The sequence below is a fragment of the Bifidobacterium sp. LH_389 genome (assembly GCF_056357235.1).
The window spans coordinates 164,278-184,090 of sequence record NZ_JBKEVR010000002.1 but is presented as its reverse complement, the minus strand read 5'-3'; the positions used below and the strand labels follow the sequence as shown (position 1 = coordinate 184,090).

13 protein-coding genes are annotated in these 19,813 nt (G+C 66.8%); 5 read left to right on the top strand and 8 right to left on the bottom strand.

The window, feature by feature from the left end; genetic code table 11:
- Nucleotides 1-9 precede the first annotated feature (9 nt).
- Nucleotides 10-486 (bottom strand): division/cell wall cluster transcriptional repressor MraZ, encoded by a 477-nt coding sequence (gene mraZ, locus AC1AZA_RS03175; RefSeq protein WP_476513296.1) that lies wholly within the window; start codon nucleotides 484-486, stop codon nucleotides 10-12.
- Between the two features lie 499 nt (nucleotides 487-985).
- On the opposite strand from mraZ, the gene AC1AZA_RS03170 reads away from it, so the two are divergent.
- Nucleotides 986-3,265 carry a HelD family protein gene (locus AC1AZA_RS03170; RefSeq protein WP_476513295.1) on the top strand — a complete coding sequence of 760 codons (2,280 nt, stop codon included), beginning with the start codon at nucleotides 986-988 and terminating at the stop codon, nucleotides 3,263-3,265.
- A 10-nt stretch (nucleotides 3,266-3,275) separates the two neighbouring features.
- On the top strand, nucleotides 3,276-4,475 hold the full coding sequence (serA, locus tag AC1AZA_RS03165) for a phosphoglycerate dehydrogenase (RefSeq protein WP_476513294.1): 1,200 nt from the start codon (nucleotides 3,276-3,278) through the stop codon (nucleotides 4,473-4,475).
- 120 nt (nucleotides 4,476-4,595) lie between these two features.
- Here the strand turns inward: serA and nrdR are convergent, their stop codons facing one another.
- Both nrdR and AC1AZA_RS03155 read right to left on the bottom strand, forming a co-directional pair.
- Entirely contained in the window at nucleotides 4,596-5,066 is a 471-nt protein-coding gene (nrdR, locus tag AC1AZA_RS03160; RefSeq protein ID WP_476513293.1) for a transcriptional regulator NrdR, read from the bottom strand.
- 50 nt (nucleotides 5,067-5,116) lie between these two features.
- Nucleotides 5,117-5,344, bottom strand: a complete 228-nt coding sequence (locus tag AC1AZA_RS03155) for a LysM peptidoglycan-binding domain-containing protein (RefSeq protein WP_476513292.1) — start codon at nucleotides 5,342-5,344, stop codon at nucleotides 5,117-5,119.
- Nucleotides 5,345-5,612: 268 nt separating this feature from the next.
- Between AC1AZA_RS03155 and lexA the strand changes: the two genes are divergently transcribed.
- On the top strand, nucleotides 5,613-6,371 hold the full coding sequence (gene lexA, locus AC1AZA_RS03150) for a transcriptional repressor LexA (RefSeq protein WP_476513291.1): 759 nt from the start codon (nucleotides 5,613-5,615) through the stop codon (nucleotides 6,369-6,371).
- Between the two features lie 126 nt (nucleotides 6,372-6,497).
- On the opposite strand, the gene AC1AZA_RS03145 is transcribed toward lexA, so the two are convergent.
- The 5 genes from AC1AZA_RS03145 to hflX form a co-directional block, all read right to left on the bottom strand.
- On the bottom strand, nucleotides 6,498-8,561 hold the full coding sequence (locus AC1AZA_RS03145) for an ABC transporter ATP-binding protein (RefSeq protein WP_476513290.1): 2,064 nt from the start codon (nucleotides 8,559-8,561) through the stop codon (nucleotides 6,498-6,500).
- On the bottom strand, nucleotides 8,551-10,500 hold the full coding sequence (locus AC1AZA_RS03140) for an ABC transporter ATP-binding protein (protein WP_476513289.1): 1,950 nt from the start codon (nucleotides 10,498-10,500) through the stop codon (nucleotides 8,551-8,553). The genes AC1AZA_RS03145 and AC1AZA_RS03140 overlap by 11 nt, the downstream gene beginning before the upstream one ends.
- Before the next feature lie 166 nt (nucleotides 10,501-10,666).
- On the bottom strand, nucleotides 10,667-11,638 hold the full coding sequence (locus AC1AZA_RS03135) for a cation diffusion facilitator family transporter (RefSeq protein WP_476513288.1): 972 nt from the start codon (nucleotides 11,636-11,638) through the stop codon (nucleotides 10,667-10,669).
- A gap of 367 nt (nucleotides 11,639-12,005) precedes the next feature.
- On the bottom strand, nucleotides 12,006-12,968 hold the full coding sequence (locus AC1AZA_RS03130; RefSeq protein WP_476513287.1) for an L-lactate dehydrogenase: 963 nt from the start codon (nucleotides 12,966-12,968) through the stop codon (nucleotides 12,006-12,008).
- A 216-nt stretch (nucleotides 12,969-13,184) separates the two neighbouring features.
- Entirely contained in the window at nucleotides 13,185-14,687 is a 1,503-nt protein-coding gene (hflX, locus tag AC1AZA_RS03125) for a GTPase HflX (protein ID WP_476513489.1), read from the bottom strand.
- Between the two features lie 253 nt (nucleotides 14,688-14,940).
- Here hflX and AC1AZA_RS03120 point away from each other — a divergent pair, with 253 nt between their 5' ends.
- Together AC1AZA_RS03120 and hrpA are read left to right on the top strand one after the other, a co-directional pair.
- Complete coding sequence (locus tag AC1AZA_RS03120; RefSeq protein ID WP_476513286.1) at nucleotides 14,941-15,675, top strand: class I SAM-dependent methyltransferase; 735 nt, start codon at nucleotides 14,941-14,943, stop codon at nucleotides 15,673-15,675.
- A gap of 4 nt (nucleotides 15,676-15,679) precedes the next feature.
- Nucleotides 15,680-19,795, top strand: coding sequence for an ATP-dependent RNA helicase HrpA (hrpA, locus tag AC1AZA_RS03115; protein ID WP_476513285.1), 4,116 nt, complete (start codon nucleotides 15,680-15,682; stop codon nucleotides 19,793-19,795).
- The last annotated feature ends 18 nt before the right edge of the window (nucleotides 19,796-19,813 follow it).

The following is a 19,813-nucleotide window of genomic DNA, read 5'->3' as shown; positions in this document are numbered from 1 at the left end:
GTTCACTCATCAGAAATCCACCACCGGCAGTACGTCATCGGCAATATCGGAATACGCCTCTTCCTTCTCGTTGAGGTAGGCCTCCCACGCGGTGCGGTTCCACACCTCGGCACGGGTGCCCACGCCGATCACCACGATGTCGTCGCCCAGATCGGCGTAGTCGCGCAGCATCTGCGGCACGAGCACGCGGCCCTGACGGTCGGGGACCTCGTCCGTGGCACCGGACAGAAACACGCGCAGATATTCGCGGGCGGCCTTGTTGCCGAGCGACGTGCGCTGGATCTGCGCGGCCACGCGGCGAAATTCGCTGATGGGCAGCAGGTAGACGCAGCGTTCCTGGCCGCGGGCCATCACCAGACCGGAGCCCAGTTGGGAGCGGAACTTGGCGGGCAGCGCCATGCGGCCCTTCGCATCGATCTTCGGCGTGTACGTGCCCAGCAGGAGCGGGGGAAACGCGTCGAATGCGTCGCTGGATTCGTCGGACATATCCCCACCTCCTTGAAATTGTTGAACACGCGGCCATGAGCATGAGCCGGATGTACGGTCCGGCACAACGATCCATGCACACCGAATTTGGGTACACTGCTCGCAACGTTCCCCACTTTACCCCACTTATCCCCAAAGTTCCCCACTGTGAGGCGAAAATCATCCTCAATTCTGCACAACACGGGTCGTGCCGTCAATGGCGGGGACGACTGCGCCCGGAGTTATCCACCGTGCTGCCGGCTCGCGCGCTCACGAAGGCACGCTCACGCACCGTCGGGTCGCGGCCCCACATACTCACGCAGGCGGAATGCCTCCTGCGGAATTCACGAAAAGTTCAATCCGGCGGCGTCTGCGGCCCCTCTGCCGTAGAGAGGTGGGAGTACATTGGTTTTCCTAGTTTTTGCCGATGCGCCGCACCGCAGGAGCCCCGGCACCGTCTTTCCGACCGTGCCGCATGCCTGTGCAACCGCGCCACCGTAAGGGAGAGGGAACGAAGTCTATGTCCGGTTACGCGTCCCAGTTGAGCGAGGAGCAGGAGTCCGTCGACAGAGCCTACGGCAGGCTCGACGACCTGCGAGCCCAGGCCCGCGAGCGCCTGAGCGCCGTCCGCGCGGCCGGCTCGCACGGCTCCCCCACCCAGCGCACGGAGCGTGACTCGTTCGCCACCATGTACGAGGACCGTCTCTCCCAGCTGCGGGCCGTGGAGGACCGTCTGGTGTTCGGCAGGCTCGATACGTCCACCGGCGAACGGCGGTACATCGGGCGCATCGGCCTGTCCGACGAGAGCCACGAGCCGATCCTGACCGACTGGCGCGCCGAAGCCGCCCGCCCGTTCTACGAGGCAACGCCGTCGAGCCACGGGGACATCGTGATGCGCCGGCACATCACGCTGAGCTTCCGCAAGGTGGTGAGCGTGGAGGACGAAGTGCTGGACGTGCATTCCGATCAGGTGGGCGCGGCCTCCAGCGCGGGCACGCTGACCGGCGAGGGGGCGCTGCTCGCCTCGCTGAGCTCGCGGCGCACCGGCAAGATGACGGACATCGTGGCCACCATCCAGGCCGAGCAGGACCGGATCATCCGCACCGAGCTCAATCGCGCGGTGGTGGTGCAGGGAGGTCCCGGCACCGGCAAGACGGCCGTGGCGCTGCACCGCGCGGCCTACCTGCTGTACACGCACCGGCGTGCGCTGGAGCATTCCGGCGTGCTCGTGGTGGGTCCGTCCTCCGCGTTCCTGCACTACATCGATCAGGTGCTGCCGTCCCTGGGCGAGACCGGCGTAGTAAGCCGTACCATTGCGGACCTCATTCCGGGAGTGGATGCGAAGGCGGTTGATTCTCCCGCCGCGGCCCGGCTCAAGGGCGACCGTCGCATGGCGAACGCCGTGGCGAACGCCGTGGCGGCCCGCGTGCGCGTGCCCGGTAACCTGCCGACCGTCTCGGTCAACGGGTTCCGCGTGCCCATGACGGCGGCGGACATCGAACAGGCGCAGCTGGACGCCCGGCGTACGCGCCAGCAGCACAACAAGGCGCGCGAGACGTTCGTCAAGAGCATGCTGCGCGCCATGACGGCCCGGTACGCCGAGCAGCTGGACTACACGCCGGAGCAGTCGGAACTGAGCCGCGTCACGTCGCTGCTGCGCATGAACGACAAGGTGCGTACCACGCTGAATCTGGCGTGGTTGCCGATGAACCCCGAATGGCTCATTGACAACATGTTCTCCAAGGCGAAGCGGCTCAAGCGGTTTGCGCCGTGGCTGTCGGACGAGGAAGTGTCGGAGCTGACGCGAGCCCAGGGTTCCGCCCTGACCCGTTCGGACGTGCCCCTGCTGGACGAGGCGTACGAGCTGCTGGGTCCGGACCCGAAGCTGGCGAACCGGAACGCCGCAGCGGACGCACAGCGAGCCGCGGAGGAGCAGTATGCACGCGATACGCTGGCACAGGCGGGCATCGGCTCGGGCATCGTCACCTCGCAGATGCTCATCGACCAGATCAACGGCATGGACGACGAGACGGCGGCGCAGCGTGCGGCTTCGGACCGCGAGTGGACTTACGGGCACATCGTGGTGGACGAGGCGCAGGAGCTGACGGCCATGGATTGGCGCATGCTCATCCGTCGCTGCCCGTCGCGCTCGTTCACGATCGTGGGCGATGTGGCACAGACCTCCGCGTTGGGCGGCACCCGGCACTGGGCGAAGACGCTGGATCCGCTGTTCGGCGCGGACAACTGGGATCTCAACGAGCTGACGATCAACTACCGCAATCCGCAGGAGGTTTCCGACATGGCGGCCCGCTTCGCCACGGCGGAGGGCCTGTACATTTCCACGGTGAATGCGGTCAGGCAGGTGCCGGGTTCGGTGCAGCGCCTGCTGGCGGAGGACGGCGACGATCTGGTACGGCGCGCGGCGAAGACGGCGGCGCGGCTCGCCCAGGAGTTCGTGTCCGCGGACGGCACCGGCCGCGTGGCGGTCATCGCCCCGACGGGACGTCTGGGCGCGTTGCGCAGGGCCGTGGCCAAGGCGGTGACGAAGACGCTGGGCGAGTCGAACGCGAAGCGTCTGGCGGAACAGGGCGCCTGGGACCGTCAGGTGGTGGTGTGCGACACGGAAGCCGTGAAGGGCCTCGAATACGACGCGGTCGTGGTGGTGCAGCCCGGGGAGATCGAGAACGAGGCGGCCTCCCGTCTGGTGGCGGCTTCGGACCTGTACGTGGCGATGACACGCCCGACCCAGAGGCTGACCATAGTGCGGACCGAACGCGACTCGGACGACCTCCCCCTCTAGAGTAGGTGCCATGGCTAAAGCGTTATTGTTGGAGAACATCCATCCCTTCGCCGCCGAGAGTCTGCGCAATCATGGTTTTGAGGTCGAAACCATGAAGGGCGCGCTCGGCGAGGACGAGCTCATCGACGCGCTGGACGGCGTGGACCTGCTGGGCGTGCGGTCCAAGACGAACGTCACGGACCGCGTGCTGGCCGCACGGCCGAACCTTACGGCCGTGGGCTGCTTCTGCATCGGCACGAATCAGGTCGACCTGCCCGCCGCGGGCCGTAGGGGCATCGCCGTGTTCAACGCCCCGTATTCCAACACGCGTTCGGTGGTGGAGCTGGTGATCTGCGACATCATCTGCCTGATGCGCCGCATTCCGGCCCACACCCATCACATCAAGCAGGGCGTGTGGGATAAGTCCGCGTCCGGTTCGCACGAGGTGCGCGGCAAGACGCTGGGCATCATCGGCTACGGCAACATCGGCTCCCAGCTGTCGGTGCTGGCCGAGGCGCTGGGCATGCGCGTGGTGTTCTACGACCTGGAGGAGAAGCTGGCGCTGGGCAACGCAGCTCGCTGCGGCACGCTCAACGAGCTGCTCGAGCAGTCCGACGCCGTCACGCTGCATGTGGACGGCCGCAAGTCAAACACCGGGTTCTTCGGCGAGGACCAGTTCGCCCACATGAAGCCGGGTGCCATCTTCATCAACCTGTCGCGCGGGTTCGTGGCCGATCTCGATGCGCTCAAGCGCCACCTCGATTCCGGTCACATCGCCGGCGCCGCCGTGGACGTGTTCCCCGTCGAGCCGAAGAAGAGCGGCGATCCGTTCCATACGCCGCTGGCGAACGAGGACAACATGATCCTCACCCCGCACATCGGCGGCTCCACGCTGGAGGCCCAGGAGTCGATCGGCCACTTCGTCTCGCAGCGCCTCGAGGACTACGTGGAGAAGGGCTCGACCGCCCTGTCCGTGAACCTGCCCCAGCTCAATCTGGGTCCGCACACCGGCGTGGCACGCATCGCCCACCTGCACGAGAACCTGCCCGGCGTGCTGGCCCGCGTGAACCACGTGCTCGGCGCCGAGAACATCAACATCTCCGCGCAGTCCCTGGCCACCGAAGGCGAGCTTGGTTACGTGGTCACCGACGTGGCCACCATGCCGAGCGAGACCACGCTCGACAAGCTGGCCCACCTCGAAGGCACCATCCGCATGCGCATCGTGCGCTGAATCAACGTGAACCGATCAGGCCTTCCGCTCTTCGGTTCACGTTGATTGCACTCTCCGCCGCAGACGCCCGTTCTCCCGTATGCCATGCCGGGGAGCGGGCGTTTTCATATGCTCCGGTTTTCAGCTCTCCTGAACCGCATGGCCCTCGCGCAAGGCCTTGAGCTCGTGGATGGCGTTTTCGAAATCGGCAAGGTTGCTGAAATTCCGGTACACGCTGGCGAACCGCAGGTACGCCACTTCGTCCAGATCGCGCAACGGTTTGAGGATGGCCCTGCCGACCTCGTCCGAATCGATCTGCGCCAATCCGCGCGAGCGAAGGTCCTCCTCCACGCGCTGCCCCAGCATCTTGAGATCCTCCTCGCGGATCGGCCTGCCTTGACACGCCTTGCGCACGCCGGAGATGACCTTGTCGCGGCTGAAGGGCTCCACGTTGCCGGATCGTTTCACGACCAGAAGCGTGGACGTCTCCATCGTGGTGAAGCGCTTGCCGCACTTCGGGCATTCGCGGCGCCGACGGATCGCATGGCCATCATCGCTGATGCGCGTATCGACGACTTTGGTGTCGGGGTTCTGACAAAAAGGACAATGCATGTACCTACAGTAACCCGTCACCCCTGCCGATCGCCACCGGCGGGTTGCATTCATGCCGATTCCGTGGCCGGGACCACGATGCGCTGCCCCACCGAAAGCTGTGCCGAGTCGAGATGGTTGAGCCGCATGAGCTCATCCAACGTGTCGTTCACATCCCCTCCGGCAGGCGTGGCCTCGGCCGCGAAAGCCCACAGCGTATCCCCCGGACGGACGATATAGCTGACCACCGTGCCGGAGGCCTGAGCGGATTGCATGCCCGGCACGACAAGTGCGTACATGCCCGCCACAGCTATTGCAAACGCTGCGATCACGGTCATCAGACGCTCTCCCATTGTGAGCCGCAAAGCGTTCCCCTTCGCAGCAGTCTTGTGTCCCCTTACCATCGGACCACTCCTTTCGAACACTTGTACCATAGAACGTATGTTTGATTATGGCACACTTGTTCGACGACACGCCCGACACGCTTCGAACAGATGTTTGATCTTTTGTGAAAAACACGCTAGGCTGGTGACAAGCACATGAAAGGAGCCCCCGAAAGGAGCCACAGTGAGTACCATCCCGTTCGACGCCTCACGCAGCAGCACCCGCAAGGACGAGCGGACGCTCACCGACCGTCAGCACAAGGTGCTGGACGCCATCCGCACGCACATGACCCAGCATGGCTTCGTGCCGTCCTTCCGCGAGATCGGAGAGGCCGCCGGCCTCAAGAGCCCATCCTCGGTCAAGCATCAGTTGCAGGCCTTGGAGGAAAAGGGCTACATCCGCATGAACGCCAATAAGGGTCGTGCCATCGAGCTCATCGACCAGCCGACCGCAACGGATGCGGATGCAGCCTCGAACGCCGCAGCGCAGGGCGGTCAGCGCACGGCCGCGATCCTACCCTTCCCGGCGGTTCTGCATCAGGACGGGGACGAGTCGGAATCGATCATGCGCTCGCACGACGTGCCTCTGGTCGGCCGCATTGCGGCCGGCGTGCCCATCACCGCCGAACAGCACGTGGAGGACGTCATGCGCCTGCCGGAACGGCTCACCGGTACCGGCGACCTGTTCATGCTGGAAGTCCACGGAAACTCCATGATCGATGCGGCGATCTGCGACGGCGACTTCGTCGTCGTACGCGAGCAGCACACGGCGGTGAACGGGGATATAGTGGCCGCACTGCTGGACGGCGAAGCCACCGTGAAAACCTTCCGCAAGGAGAACGGACACGTCTGGCTCATTCCGCACAACCCATCCTTCTCCCCCATCGACGGCACGCACGCCGAGATCATGGGCAAAGTCGTCACCGTCCTTCGCAAGATCTGACCGTTGTATATGCCATTGGTCCTGCGTAATCAGCCATTTCGCAGAACCAATGCCCCCGATTCGCGGTCTGATTCATTCGCCGGATTGGGATCCCCGTTGCACATCGCAGGCCTGCGCATCGGTGTCCTATACCCCGGCACCCCGAGCGGCGCCTTGGTCTGAGTCGTGCACGTTGTCGGTGTCGGTGGCGTTGCCGGCGTCAGCGGTGTTGTCGGTGTAGTACTTGGCTTGTGCGTGCCAGAGCTGCCAGTACTTGCCGGTGTGGTCGGCCACGAGTTGGTCGTGGCTGCCGGTCTGGACGATGCGTCCGTGGTCGAATACGGCGATCCGGTCGCAGAACCGGCACGAGGAGAGGCGGTGGCTGATGTACACGGCGGTCCGGTCCGTGGCGATCCGGTCGAACCCCGCGTAGATCGCGGCCTCCGCGACCGGGTCGAGGGCGGCGGTGGGCTCGTCGAGCACGATGAACGGGGCGTCCCTGTACAGGGCGCGGGCGATCGCGATCCGCTGGGCCTGTCCGCCGGACACGTCCACGCCGTGCGCGTCGAGCTCGCGGTACAGGGGCGTGCCGAGCCCGGCGGGCAGGCCGGCGAGCCGTCCGTCCGGGTCGGCGCGTTCCAGGCAGTCGCGCACGAGCGCCGGGTCGTAGCGGGCGCTTCCGGCCACGTTCTGGCCCAGCGGGAGGGCGAGGAGGCGGAAGTCCTGGAAGACGACGGAGAACAGGCGCATGTATTCGTCGTACCGGTATTTGCGGATGTCGATGCCGTTGAGGAGGATCTCGCCCTCGGTGGGGTCGTACAGGCGGGTGAGGAGCTTGATGAACGTGGTCTTGCCGGACCCGTTCTCGCCGACGACGGCGAGCCTGCCGCCGATGCGGAAGCGCAGGCTGACGTGGCGAAGGGCCCACGCGTCGGCGGGCGTGCCGGGGTAGCGGAAGGACACGTCGCGGAACTCGACGTCGTACTGGCGGTCCGCGCGTTTCTCCGTGGTCAGCGATCCCTGGTACATCAGGTTCGGCGTGTCCAGGAACCCGAACAGACGACGCAGGAACGGACCGTTCGCCGTTACGTCGCCCGCCCGGTCCAGCACCGTCTGCACGCCGGCGAACGTGGCCGTGATCGCGCCCACGTACTGGGTGACGGCTCCCACGCCGAACGCCCCGCCCCATGCCTTGAGGCACACGAACGCATACACGAAGCCTGTCATCAGCACGCTGATCGCAGCCGAGGCGGCGATCCGCAGCCCCATGGAACGCTGGATCAGCATGGCCTCCCGAGAATGCGCGCTGAACGGATTGTTCGCATCCCAGAACGGCACGGAGACCCGCTCGTACTGGCGGTACAGGCGCAGGTCCAGCGCGCGCGTGCGGTCGCGGTACAGCATGCCGAAGAAGGCGTACACGCGGTTGCCGAACCGGCCCATGTCGTCGAACCGGGCCCAGCATGCCACGGCCCTGGCATAGCACAGGGACGCCAGCGCCACATCCGCGATCAGCAGCGCGAACAGCGCCGCGCCCGCCGCGGGATGGTTGAGCGCCGTCAGCCATGCCACGTCCGTCGCATCCGGAACCGGGGAGAGGAACAGGCCCGCGGACAGCGCAAGGCCTCCCGCGACCTGGAACACGCCCGGCAGCGCCTCGCCGAACGTGCGCGTCACGCTGCGCAGACCCTTGCCGCTGATCTGATCGCTCTGCCTGATGTGCGACGTCACGTCGGAGGTATGCTGGTCGTCGAGAATCTGGAAATCCAGCGTCGACAGCTTGTCCGCCAGCACCTGCTGCTGCTCCAGCAGCTCCATCGTCTCGTCCTCGGCGGCCCGCCACCGGGCGAACGCTCCGGCGGCCAGGCCCATGACCAATCCCACGGCCAGGATCAGGATCACCCACATGCGCAGGCGGTCAGGGTCGCGCGCCCCGGCGAGCTCGTCGATCAGCCGCGCGGAGAACCAGATCGTCGCGTACGGCAGCGCGGCCTTGAGCAGCGCGTCGCCGACCGTCGCCACGAACCACGAGGGACGCAGCCTCCAGCACAGGCCGAGGGCACGCCACTCCAGCCGCCAGGCCTGTCCCGCGGAAACCTCCGGTTCCACGGTATGGTCCGGTTTCACGGCACGCTCCGCCTTCGCGGCATCCGTCCCGGTCGCAGCCGCGTCTTCGCCGTGCTGCATCGGCGTCGGTTCGTCACTTGCCATCGTAGGTCTCCTTCCCGTCATGCTCCCCATCGGTCTTTCCTGCGGCGTTGCGATGCCGCCCGCCGTCGGCCTGCGTGGCTGCCTCGGTTGTGGCTGCCGTCGTCTTGCCCGTGTCCGTGTGTGGTTCTGTCGTGGGGTTGTCCCGGTAGTATTTGCTTTGCACGGCGAACAGGCGTGCGTATTCGCCGCCGGCGGCGAGCAGCTGCCCGTGCGTGCCTTCCTCGGCTATCCGCCCGTCCGCCAGAAGCACGATCCGGTCGCAGAACCGGGTCGAGGCCAGCCGGTGCGAGATGAACACCGACGTGCGTCCCTCGGTCATGCGCGCGTAATGCCGGTAGATGTCGTCCTCCGCGATCGGGTCCAGGGCCGCGGTCGGCTCGTCCAATACCAGGATCGGCGCGTCGCGGTACAGGGCGCGGGCGAGCATGAGCCGCTGGACCTGCCCGCCGGACAGGTCCGTGCCGTCCTCGTACACCTCGCGTCCCAGATGCGCGTCCAGGCCGCCCGGCAGGCGGTCCACGAGCCCAGTCAGGCCCGCGGCCGCAAGGCATTCGGCCACGCGCGCCCGGTCCATGCCCGTCACGCACTGGGCGACGTTCTGCGCGAGCGTGGAGTCCAGGACGCTGAACTCCTGGAACACGGCCGCGAACAGCCGGTAGTAGTCGCGCCGGTCGTAGTCGCGGATGTCCCTGCCGTCGAGCAGGACGCGGCCCGAGTCGGGGTCGAGCAGACCGCAGGCGAGCTTGACGAGCGTGGTCTTGCCCGCCCCGTTGAGGCCGACCAGGGCGAGGCGCTCCCCGGCCCGGACCGTCAGGCTCAAATCGTGCAGCGTGTCCTCGGCGGCGCCCGGGTACCGGTAGGAGACGTGGTCGAGCCGGATCTCGTACGCGTGGCCGGGCGTACGTTGGATCGGGCGGCCGCCTGTGAGGTTGAAGGGTTCGGGCCAGTCGAGGAACTCGCGGACCTGCGCGATGTCCTGGCTTTCCCTGTTGAGTTCGCCGAACTGGTCGAGGATGCCCGTGATCCACGTGCCGAACCCGCTCACCGCCGTGAAATACAACAGGAACTGCGACGCGCTCAAGCCCTGCGCCAACGTCAACCAAATCAGATACGCATACGCCACGCCATTACGCAGCAGCATGAGGACCGTGTCGATCACGCTCGCCCACATGGCGTTGGCCTCGCGCCTGGCATAGAACGCCGCAACCGCACGCAACGCACGCTCGCGCAGCTCCAGAATCCACGGGCGCAGGTTGAAGATGCGCACGTCCTTGGCATACTCACGCTCGCCGAAGACGTCGTTGAGGTAGCCGTACCGCTTGAGCCCATCCTGCTCCTGCGCGCGATGCCGGTACGCCCACTCGTTGATGCGCTTGCTCGCCGCGTACCCGACGCCCGCCGTGACCAGCACCAGCAGGATCATCCACACGCTGAGATTCGCCAGCACGAACAGGTACGCCACGAATCCGAGCACGTTGGTGAGGATCTCGGTCCACGTGCGCCAGAACTTCTCCGTGGGAGCGTCGTTGCTGTTGCAGCTCAGGTAGCTTTTCTCCTCCAGGGCGCGGAATCGCGCGTCCAGCGTATTGGGATAGGAGGTGCCGGAGGATTTCAGGCCGATGCGTTTGATGATGCTGACCCGCACATCGATGTTGCCGAAGCCCGAGAGCTGGTCGAAGTAGTCATGCGCCGCCGCCAGCGCCACCAGTCCGGCGGTGAACGCCACGATGGCCAGCACGAGGCTTTCGAGCGGCGCATGCGTCTCGATGCGGTTCAGGATCACCGGCGCAATGAACAGTTCCGTGACCGTCTTTCCCGCAGCCGTCACCGCCATGGCCACCGCGACGAACGGAACGCCCCGTGCCGCCTGCCATGCGACGGACAGCATGAACCGGGTATTGCTCCACATGCCGTACCGCGGCTTGCCCGTTATTGCCATGAATGCCCTTTCTCGATTCCGATCCGTACGATCGTCACGATCGGTTGTATCTCGGAATCGGTCGCCATGCCGGGTTCCGGGGACGAAACGCGAAAAATCGGGGACGAATTGCATGGCGGACCGTCTCTGCACGGCGTGTCGCAGGACTGCGGCCGAGGTTCGGGATTCAGGAGTGGATGGCCTCCTCCGGGTTGCGCGCCTCGTAACCGTCGGGCTCGAGCTGGAACGTGGTGTGCTCGATCGCCACGGGGAAATGCTCGCGCAGGCAGTCCTGCAGCTGGTGCAGCACGTCGGCCGCCTGCTCCATGGTCAGTCCGCGTTCCACCACCACGTGCGCGGTGAGGCGCGGCATGCCGGTCGCCACGGTGCTGGCATGCAGATCGTGGACGGCCACCACGTGCGGCACGCCTTCGAGGTGCCGGCGCACGGCGTCCAGATCGAGGCCTTGCGGCGTCTCCTCGAGCAGCACCTGCACGGCGTTGTGGAGCAGCTTGACGGCGCGGGGGATCATGAGGACCGCGATCACGCCGCCGGCCACCGCATCGAACCCGCTCCAGCCGGTGGACATCATGACCAGCGCGGAGATCACCACGGCCACCGAGCCGAGCGCGTCGTTCATCACCTCGAGGAACGCGGCGCGCATGTTCATGTTGTCCCCGTGCTGGGAGGCGAGGATGCCGATCGACCCGAGGTTCGCGGCCAGGCCAAGGATGCCGAAGCACAGCAGCAGCGTCACGTCGTGCACCCCGTCGCCGCGCCCGCCGAACAGGCGCATGCCGGCCTCCACCAGTGCGTACACGCCCACGATGAACAGCACGATCGCCCCGCCGGCCGCGGTCAGCACCTCGAGGCGCGCCCAGCCCCACGTGCGGCTGCTGTCCGGCTTGCGGCGCATGAGTACCGCGGTGAGAGTGGAGGCGATGAGCACGGACATGTCGGTGAGCATGTGCCCGGCGTCCACGAGCAGGGCGAGGGAGCCGGTCACGATCACCCCCGCCACCTCGGCCGCGAACACCGTGCCCGTCAGCGCCAGGGTCATCGTGAGCCGGCGCTGGTGCTCACGGGCGGACTGTGCGGACTGCGGGTGCTGTGCGGACTGTCGGGACTGTGCGGACTGCGGGGAATGATCGTGGGCCATATGCCACCTCGATTCATGGATTCTCAATAATGAAGCGCTATTGAGAATAGACCCGATCCGGTCGACACGCAAGGCGCATGCCGGGCGTCGGCCGGGCAAACTTTCGGGACTACTGTCCCGACGACCATTGGCATTCCGCCATTCCGAAGAGAAATACCCCCGAAAGTTTGTCAGCGGAAACGGGACATTGACAAACCATCGGGCCTATTTCCCCCACGACCATTGATATTCCGCCATTCCGAAGAGAAATACCTCCGAAAGTTTGTCAGCGACAACGGCCGACAAAAACGACCCCTCACCGAAAACAGAAAAGGCCCTCTCGCACAGCGAAAGGACCTTTACCGAAACAGCGAAACCGAAGGAAAGATCAGAAGCCGAACTTGGCGGCGGTTTCCTTCAGGGTCTCGGCGGAGCGCTTCAGGGCGGCCAGCTCGTGGTCGGACACCGGAGTGTTGATGTGGGTGTTGACGCCGGAGCGGTTGAGCACGGACGGCACAGACATGCACACGTCGGAGATGCCGTGGAAGTCCTCGAGCAGGGAGCTCACCGGCAGGATGCGGTTGGTGTCGTGCAGGATGGACTCGATGATGTCCACGCCGGACATGGCGATGGCATAGTTGGTCGCGCCCTTGCCCTCGATGATCTTGTAGGCGGCGTTCTTGACCTCCTGATGGATCTCCTCGCGCTTGGCGGCATCCAGCGGGGCGTGGCCCGGCAGCGGGGTCCAGTCGCACATCGGGACGCCGCCGATGGTGGCGGAGGCCCACAGCGGGACTTCGGAGTCGCCGTGCTCGCCGGCGATGTAGGCGTGCACGTTCTTGACGTTGACGCCGGTCTGCTGCGCGATCAGGAAGCGCAGGCGGGCGGAGTCCAGATTGGTGCCGGAGCCGAAGATCTGATTGGCCGGCAGACCGGACAGCTTCATGGAGACGTGGGTGACGATGTCCACCGGGTTGGTGACCAGCATGTAGATGGCGTTCGGGGCCACCTTCACGAGGTTCGGAATGATGGACTTCATGATGTTGATGGTGGCGCCGGCGAGGTCCAGACGGGACTGGCCGGGCTTCTGGCGGGCGCCGGCGGTGATGACGACCATGTCGGCGTCGCGGCAGATCTCCGGATCGTCGGAGCCGTCGATGGAAACGGTCGGGTAGAAGCTGGAGCCGTGCTGCATGTCGAGCACCTCGGCCTCCACGCGCTCCTTGGCGATGTCCTCCAGAACGATCTCGCGGGCGACGCCGCGCTGGGCCGCGGCGAAGGCCATGGTGGAGCCGACCGCACCGGCACCGATGATGGCGAGCTTCGTGGGCTTGATGGGCGAATTGGACATAGTTACCTCTCCTTGAAACGACCCGCAAGAGGGCGGGCATGCATTTCACTCGATACACACAATAACCGAGGCGGCTGACGAAAAGGCAAGCCAGGGCAACACGCTCATTGCGGCTGTTCGCTTGACATGTTATCGCTCACAGATGCAACGTTTACCACCCTGCCGGCGCCGCTCGCAGTCACCCGTGGACGCCGGACCGCTGGGCCCGCAGACGCCCTAGCCGATGGCCTGATCGACCACGCGCGCGGCCATGCGGTCGTTGACGTCCGCCTCCACGCGAATCCCCTCGGCGAGGTAGTCCACCGCGTCCACCTTGCCGTATTCGCGGATCTGCGAGACCAGGGAGCCGGCGGTGTACGGCAGCAGCGCCTCCACGTGCACGTTCGGCGTGGGCAGCAGCGCCTCGATCGCGGCCCGCAACCCGTCGATGCCCTCCCCCGAATACGCGGAGACGATGTGCGCGTCCGGATCGAGCTCGGCCAGCCTGCCGCGCGTGGCCCCGTCGATCCGATCGGCCTTGTTGAACGCAATGATGCGAGGAATGGAGGCCGTGCCGTCGATACCCGCCAGTACGGCGTTCACCGCGTCGATCTGCGAGAACGGATCCGGGTGAGAACCGTCCACCACGTGCAGGATCACGTCCGCCTCCGCCACCTCCTCCAGCGTGGACTTGAACGCCTCGACGAGCTGCGTGGGCAACCGGCGTACGAAGCCGACCGTATCCACATAGGCGTAGAAGCGGCCGTCGCGCGCGGTGGCGCGGCGCACGGCGGTGTCCAGCGTGGCGAACAGCGCGTTCTCCACGAGCTCCGCCGAACCGGTGAGCCGGTTGGTCAGCGAGGACTTGCCGGCATTGGTGTAACCGACGACCGCCACCGTGGGCAGGCCGAACCGGCGGCGCGACCCGCGCTTGACCTCGCGGGCCGGTGCCATCTCGCGGATCTGGCGCCTGAGCCGGGCGATGCGGCTGCGGATCGCGCGGCGGTCCATCTCGATCTTCGTCTCGCCCGGGCCCCTGGAGCCGATGCCCGCGTCCGCGCCGGCAGCACGACCGCCGGCCTGACGGGACAGCGACCCGCCCCAGCCACGCAGTCGAGGCAGCATGTATTCGAGCTGGGCGAGCTCCACCTGCGCCTTGCCTTCGCGGCTGGTGGCATGCTGGGCGAAGATGTCCAGAATGACGGCGGTGCGGTCCACCACCTTGACCTTGGCCACGTCCTCGAGGGCGCGGCGCTGCGAGGGGGCCAGATCGTCGTCCACGATGATGGTGTCCGCCTCGTCCTGCGCCACGATGCCGGCGATCTCCCGCGCCTTGCCGGAACCCACGTAGGTGGCGGCGTCCGGCTTGAGACGGTGCTGCAGCAGACCGTCGCACACCACGGCACCCGCGGTCTCGGCGAGCGCGGCCAGCTCGCGCAGGGACTCCTCCGCCTTGGCCGCCGTGGTGACGGCGCTCGACCACACGCCTACGAGAACCACGCGTTCCAGACGCACCTTGCGGTATTCGACCTCGGTGACGTCCTCGAGCTCACCCAGACCGGCCACGCGCTTGAGCTCGTTGCGCTGCTGGCGTTCCTGCCAGGCCATGTCGTGGGTTTCCGAGCCGAGTTCCTGCCCCTCGTCCAGCAGCACGTCGGAGCGGTCGGACAGCACTCCGCCTTCCACGGCATTGCCGTTCGCGTCGTTTCCCCCGTGTTCCCCATTCTCCCCCGCGGCCATCCGGCCCTGCAGATCGTCGCGGTCGTTCCTGTCGTCGCCGTTCCTCATCGACTCGTCTTGGCTCAATGGCACCCCTGTTGCACGATTGGATTGTTGGTTGGAACATCATTATCGGCAACTTGGCAGACAAGGCCGCGCGCCCGACGCCGCAAGCCCGCAGCGAACCGGCATACCCCTTACTATCATGGTTCAGTGCCTTCATGACGGTACACGTACAGAACGATCGACGGAACGCATAACAGGGTTGGAACGGATGAGCAGGACGCAGAACAACGGGATGCAGAACAACGGACGGCAGCAGGGTGGCGCACCGGCCAAGGCCACGCAGGACGGCTCCCGGCGGGACCGTCGCCCACGGGCCAAGGAGGCGGACGGCGAACAGTACTTCCAGTCCGCACCGACCTCCGAGGATGTGCGCCGCACGCTGACCGTGACATTGCGCGGCGAGGAATGCACGGTGGAGGTATCCAACGGGGTGTTCTCCGGCGGCCGCGTGGATCTGGGCACGTCGGTGCTGCTCAAGCGCGCGCCCGAACCGCCCGCGGAGGGCACGTTCCTGGATGTGGGCTGCGGCTGGGGGCCGATCGCCATCGCACTGGCCAAGGCAAGCCCCGAGGCGCAGGTCTACGCGATCGACGTGAACGAGCGGGCGCTCGAGCTGACGGCGAAGAACGCACAGTCGAACGGCTGCCCCAACGTGGTCACGCTGCCCGCGGACGGGGTGCCGGAGGACCTTACCTTCGACCTGATCTGGTCGAACCCGCCGATCCGCGTGGGCAAGGACGCGCTGCACGAGCTGCTCATGACGTGGCTGCCGCGGCTCAACCCGGGAGGGGCGGCCTATCTGGTGGTGCAGCGCAATCTGGGCGCCGATTCGCTCATTCCGTGGCTGGCGAACGCGCTGGGCGACGGGTTCGCCGTCTCCAAATACCATTCCGCCAAGGGCTACCGCGTGATCGAGGTGGCGCGCGAGGCGGTGAAAGCGTAAATAGATGAAGTTCGAATATCCTTCCGAGCTGCCGGTCAGCGCCGCCCGCGACGAGATCGCCCGTACGGTGCGCGACTCGCAGGTGGTGATCGTCTCCGGGCAGACCGGTTCCGGCAAGACCACGCAGATTCCGAAGATTCTGCTTCAGATGGGCCGCGGCACGCACGGCAGGCAGATCGTGCACACGCAGCCGAGGCGCATCGCGGCCCGCACGGTGGCCGAGCGCATCGCGGCCGAACTGGGCGTGCGCCTCGGCGACGAGGTGGGCTTCCAGGTGCGCTTCACCGATGAAAGCTCGCCGAGGACCCGCCTGCGCGTGGTGACGGACGGCATCCTGCTCGCGCAGATCCAGCGCGACCCGAAGCTCTCCCAGTACGACACGATCGTGATCGACGAGGCGCACGAACGCAGCCTCAACATCGACTTCCTGCTCGGCTACTTCACCGCGCTGCTGCCCAAGCGCCGCGATCTGAAGCTCATCATCACGTCCGCCACCATCGACTCGGTGAAGTTCCGCGAGCACTTCGAAGAGGCACTGCACGTCAAGGTGCCGGTGATCGAGGTGTCCGGCCGCACGTACCCGGTGCAGGTGGTGTACGAACCGCTCGGCACCGCGCCCGCCCTCATGCGCGAGGTCCCCGGGTTCGCGGTGGGCGCCCGGCCCGGCGACGCCGACTACGAGGAGCTCGCCACCGCCATCGCCGGAGAGGACGACGGTTCCGGCTCCCGCGGCGGCGGACGGGCTTCGCACGCGGACGAGGACGGCATCACGGACATGCCGACCGCCGTGGCCCGCGCCTGCGCCGAACTCGTGATCCATTCGAGCCACGAGCGCGGCGCGCGCGACATTCTGGTCTTCGCCTCCGGCGAGCGGGACATCCACGACTTCGAGAACGCGCTGCGCCGGCACTACGGTCCGCGCGCGGAGGACATGCGCCGGCCGGACGCCATCGAGATCATGCCGCTGTTCGCCCGGCTTTCCGCCAAGGACCAGCACCGCGTGTTCGAGGCGCACACGCACCAGCGCATCGTCATCGCCACCAACGTGGCGGAGACCTCGCTGACGGTGCCGGGCATCCGCTACGTGGTGGACCCGGGCACCGCGCGCATCTCGCGCTACTCCAAGACCGCGAAGGTGCAGCGCCTGCCCATCGAGCCGATCAGTCAGGCGAGCGCCGACCAGAGAGCCGGCCGGTGCGGGCGCATCGCCGACGGCATCGCCATCCGCCTGTACTCGCGCGAGGACTACGAGACCCGTCCGCGCTTCACCGAGCCGGAGATCCTGCGCACGTCGCTGGGCGCCGTGGTGCTGCACATGCTCTCGGTGGGGGTGGCACGCACCGCCGAGGACGTGACGCACTTCGGGTTCATCGACCCGCCGGACATGAAGGCCGTGTCCGACGGCTTCAACGAACTGACCGAGCTCAAGGCCATAGGCCGCAAGCGCGGCGAGGTGACGCTCACGCACATCGGCCGCCAGCTCGCACGCATCCCCATCGACGTGCGTCTGGGACGCATGGTGATCGAGGCGGCCAAGTCCACGCCGGATACGCTGGCCGCCGTGCTGGTGATCGTCGCGTTCCTGAGCCTGCAGGACCCGCGCGAACGCCCGGACGAGAACCGCGAGGAGGCCGACCGCATCCACAACCGCTACGCCGACCCGTCCAGCGACTTCCTGACGGCCCTCAACCTGTGGGACCGCGTGTTCCAGGCGGACGGCGAGCCCAGCAATTCCGCGCTGCGCCGCCTGTGCAAGACCGAATATCTGAGCTGGCTGCGCCTGCGCCAGTGGCGTGATCTGGTCCATCAGCTCACCGAAATGTGCCGCGAGCTCAAGTTCCGCGTGGGCGAGCCTCAGCCGGCATCCCGCCCGGATCTCACCGTCCGTCAGCTGCCCCTCAACCAGCAGCCCGCACACAGCATGGTCTGCTCGTGGGACGACCGCGGCATCCACACCGCCATGCTCGCCGGACTCCTGTCCAACATGGGCATGCAGGTGGTGCGCGAGCCCAAGGCGTCCGACTTCGCCGGGCTCACCGGAGCGGCGCGCGCCCGGGCGATCAAACGCGCCCAGAAGCAGTCGAAAAACGAATATCAGGGGGCTCGCGGCACGCACTTCGCTCTGTTCCCCGCCTCCGCCGTGGCCAAGGCCACCCCGCCGTGGGTGATGAGCACCGAACTGGTGGAGACCTCCCGCCTGTGGGCCCGCTATTCGGCGGCGATCGATCCGGCGTGGGCCGAACCGCTGGCCGGCGCCCTGACGCGCACCACGTATGCGGAGCCGCACTGGTCCGGTTCGCGCGGCTCCGCGGTGGCGAGCGCGCGCGTGCTGCTGTACGGCCTGCCGATCGTGCAGGACCGGACCGTGCAGTGGGGGCGCATCAACCCGGCCGAGGCACGCGACTTCCTGCTGCGTCAGGGTCTGGTGGAGGGCGACATCCAGCAGCGCTTCAGCTACGACGACTTCGTGGCCCACAACCGGGACATCCTCGAGGACGCCGCCGAAGACGCCAACCGCACCCGCCAGATGGCACAGACGGTGAGCGACGAGGACCTGTTCGACTTCTACAACGCCGTGATCCCCGTGGACGTGACCTGCGTGGCCGATCTGGCGAAATGGTGGAAGGGCGAGCACGACGCGCACCCGGACCTGCTGAACTTCGACCCGGACAAGGTGGAGCGCCTCGCGGACGCGGACGGCGTGAGCCTTGCGGACTACCCTGACCACTGGCATACGGTCGGCACCGACGGCACGCCCATCGACCTTCGGCTCAGCTACGTGTACGATCCGCACGATCCGGCCGACGGCGTGACCGTGCACATACCGATCAAGGTGCTCTCCAGGCTCACGGCCGACCAGTTCACGTGGAACGTACCGGGCCTGCTCGACGAGCTGATCCTGGGACTCATCAAGGCGCTGCCCAAGCAGCTGCGCGTACAGTTCGTGCCCGCGCCCGACGCGGCCAGAAAGATCCGCACGTGGATCGACGAGCACTACCCGTCCCTGCCCGGCGCCGGGGACATGCGCAAGCCGGCGTTCGACGGCCCCTCCCCCGTGCCGGACTTCACGCACCTGTTCACGCAGGCGGCCATCGCCACGGTCGGCGCACAGATCCACCCCGAGGTGCTCAACGCCGAACTGTGGGCCAAGCTCGCCCCTTACCTGCGCATGACGTTCGCCGTGGAGCAGCAGCTGCCCCAGCCGAAGAACCGCCGGGGACGCGGACGAGCACCCGTCAAGGTGATGGGCAGCGGCAAGGACCTCAAGGCGTTGCAGCGGCAGTTCGCCGCGCAGGCGGAGGCGTCCGCACGTCATATGGTAGAACGCAAGGCGGCGGCCGCCGCGGACCGTGGCAAGCTCGTGGAGCAGGCGAACCTGCTGCACAAGGCCGGCGCCACCACCGAGTCGCGCGCCGCCATGCTGTGGAAGGGCGCGTTGGATGCGCTGCGTCTGCCGTCGGAGCGCATATCGTCCCGCTGGCTCGGCGCGGAGGCGCTCATGCTGGCATCAGCCCCCTACAAGTCCACCAAAGCGCTTGTGGAGGATCTGCAGCTGGCCGCCGTCAAGCGTCTGCTCCCCGACGTGGACCGGCTTCCCGACGACGACGCCCTCGCCGACGCGGTGCTGGGCGTGACCGAGGTGTTCGAGGACACGGTCTACGCGGTGGCGCATGACGTGATCACGATCCTCAAGCGCTATGCGGAGGTGGACAAGGCGGTGTCCGGCCCGGCGGATCTGCCCATGCTGTCCGTGCTGCAGTCGATCCGCGAGCACATCGCCACGCTGGTGTACCCCGGGTTCGTGGGTGCCACGCCGCCGGACGCGCTGCCGTGCATCGAACGGTACCTGAGGGCCGATCTGACCCGGCTCGCCAAGGCCAAGGCGGACAAGAACCGCGACGTGCGCTGGGCGTGGGAGGCGGACGAGGCCCGTCAACTTGTGGGCAAGGCGGCCGAGACGGCAAAGCGCGAACCGGCCGGGCCGCGGCATGAGGCGCTTCAGCGCACGGCCGAACAGGCCCGCTGGATGCTCGAGGAGTTCTATGTGTCCCTGTGGGCGCAGGAGCTCGGCACCGCCAAGCCGGTGAGCATGCAGCGGCTGAAGAAACTGCTGGCGTAGTGCACGGGGGTGGCGTTC

Bases quoted from the DNA above. Each gene is read 5' to 3' on its own strand.
- mraZ (WP_476513296.1), bottom strand. From the start codon at position 486: ATGTCCGACGAATCCAGCGACGCATTCGACGCGTTTCCCCCGCTCCTG.
- AC1AZA_RS03170 (WP_476513295.1), top strand. From the start codon at position 986: ATGTCCGGTTACGCGTCCCAGTTGAGCGAGGAGCAGGAGTCCGTCGAC.
- serA (WP_476513294.1), top strand. From the start codon at position 3,276: ATGGCTAAAGCGTTATTGTTGGAGAACATCCATCCCTTCGCCGCCGAG.
- nrdR (WP_476513293.1), bottom strand. From the start codon at position 5,066: ATGCATTGTCCTTTTTGTCAGAACCCCGACACCAAAGTCGTCGATACG.
- AC1AZA_RS03155 (WP_476513292.1), bottom strand. From the start codon at position 5,344: ATGTACGCACTTGTCGTGCCGGGCATGCAATCCGCTCAGGCCTCCGGC.
- AC1AZA_RS03145 (WP_476513290.1), bottom strand. From the start codon at position 8,561: ATGGCAAGTGACGAACCGACGCCGATGCAGCACGGCGAAGACGCGGCT.
- AC1AZA_RS03140 (WP_476513289.1), bottom strand. From the start codon at position 10,500: ATGGCAATAACGGGCAAGCCGCGGTACGGCATGTGGAGCAATACCCGG.
- AC1AZA_RS03135 (WP_476513288.1), bottom strand. From the start codon at position 11,638: ATGGCCCACGATCATTCCCCGCAGTCCGCACAGTCCCGACAGTCCGCA.
- AC1AZA_RS03130 (WP_476513287.1), bottom strand. From the start codon at position 12,968: ATGTCCAATTCGCCCATCAAGCCCACGAAGCTCGCCATCATCGGTGCC.
- hflX (WP_476513489.1), bottom strand. From the start codon at position 14,687: ATGGCCGCGGGGGAGAATGGGGAACACGGGGGAAACGACGCGAACGGC.
- AC1AZA_RS03120 (WP_476513286.1), top strand. From the start codon at position 14,941: ATGAGCAGGACGCAGAACAACGGGATGCAGAACAACGGACGGCAGCAG.
- hrpA (WP_476513285.1), top strand. From the start codon at position 15,680: ATGAAGTTCGAATATCCTTCCGAGCTGCCGGTCAGCGCCGCCCGCGAC.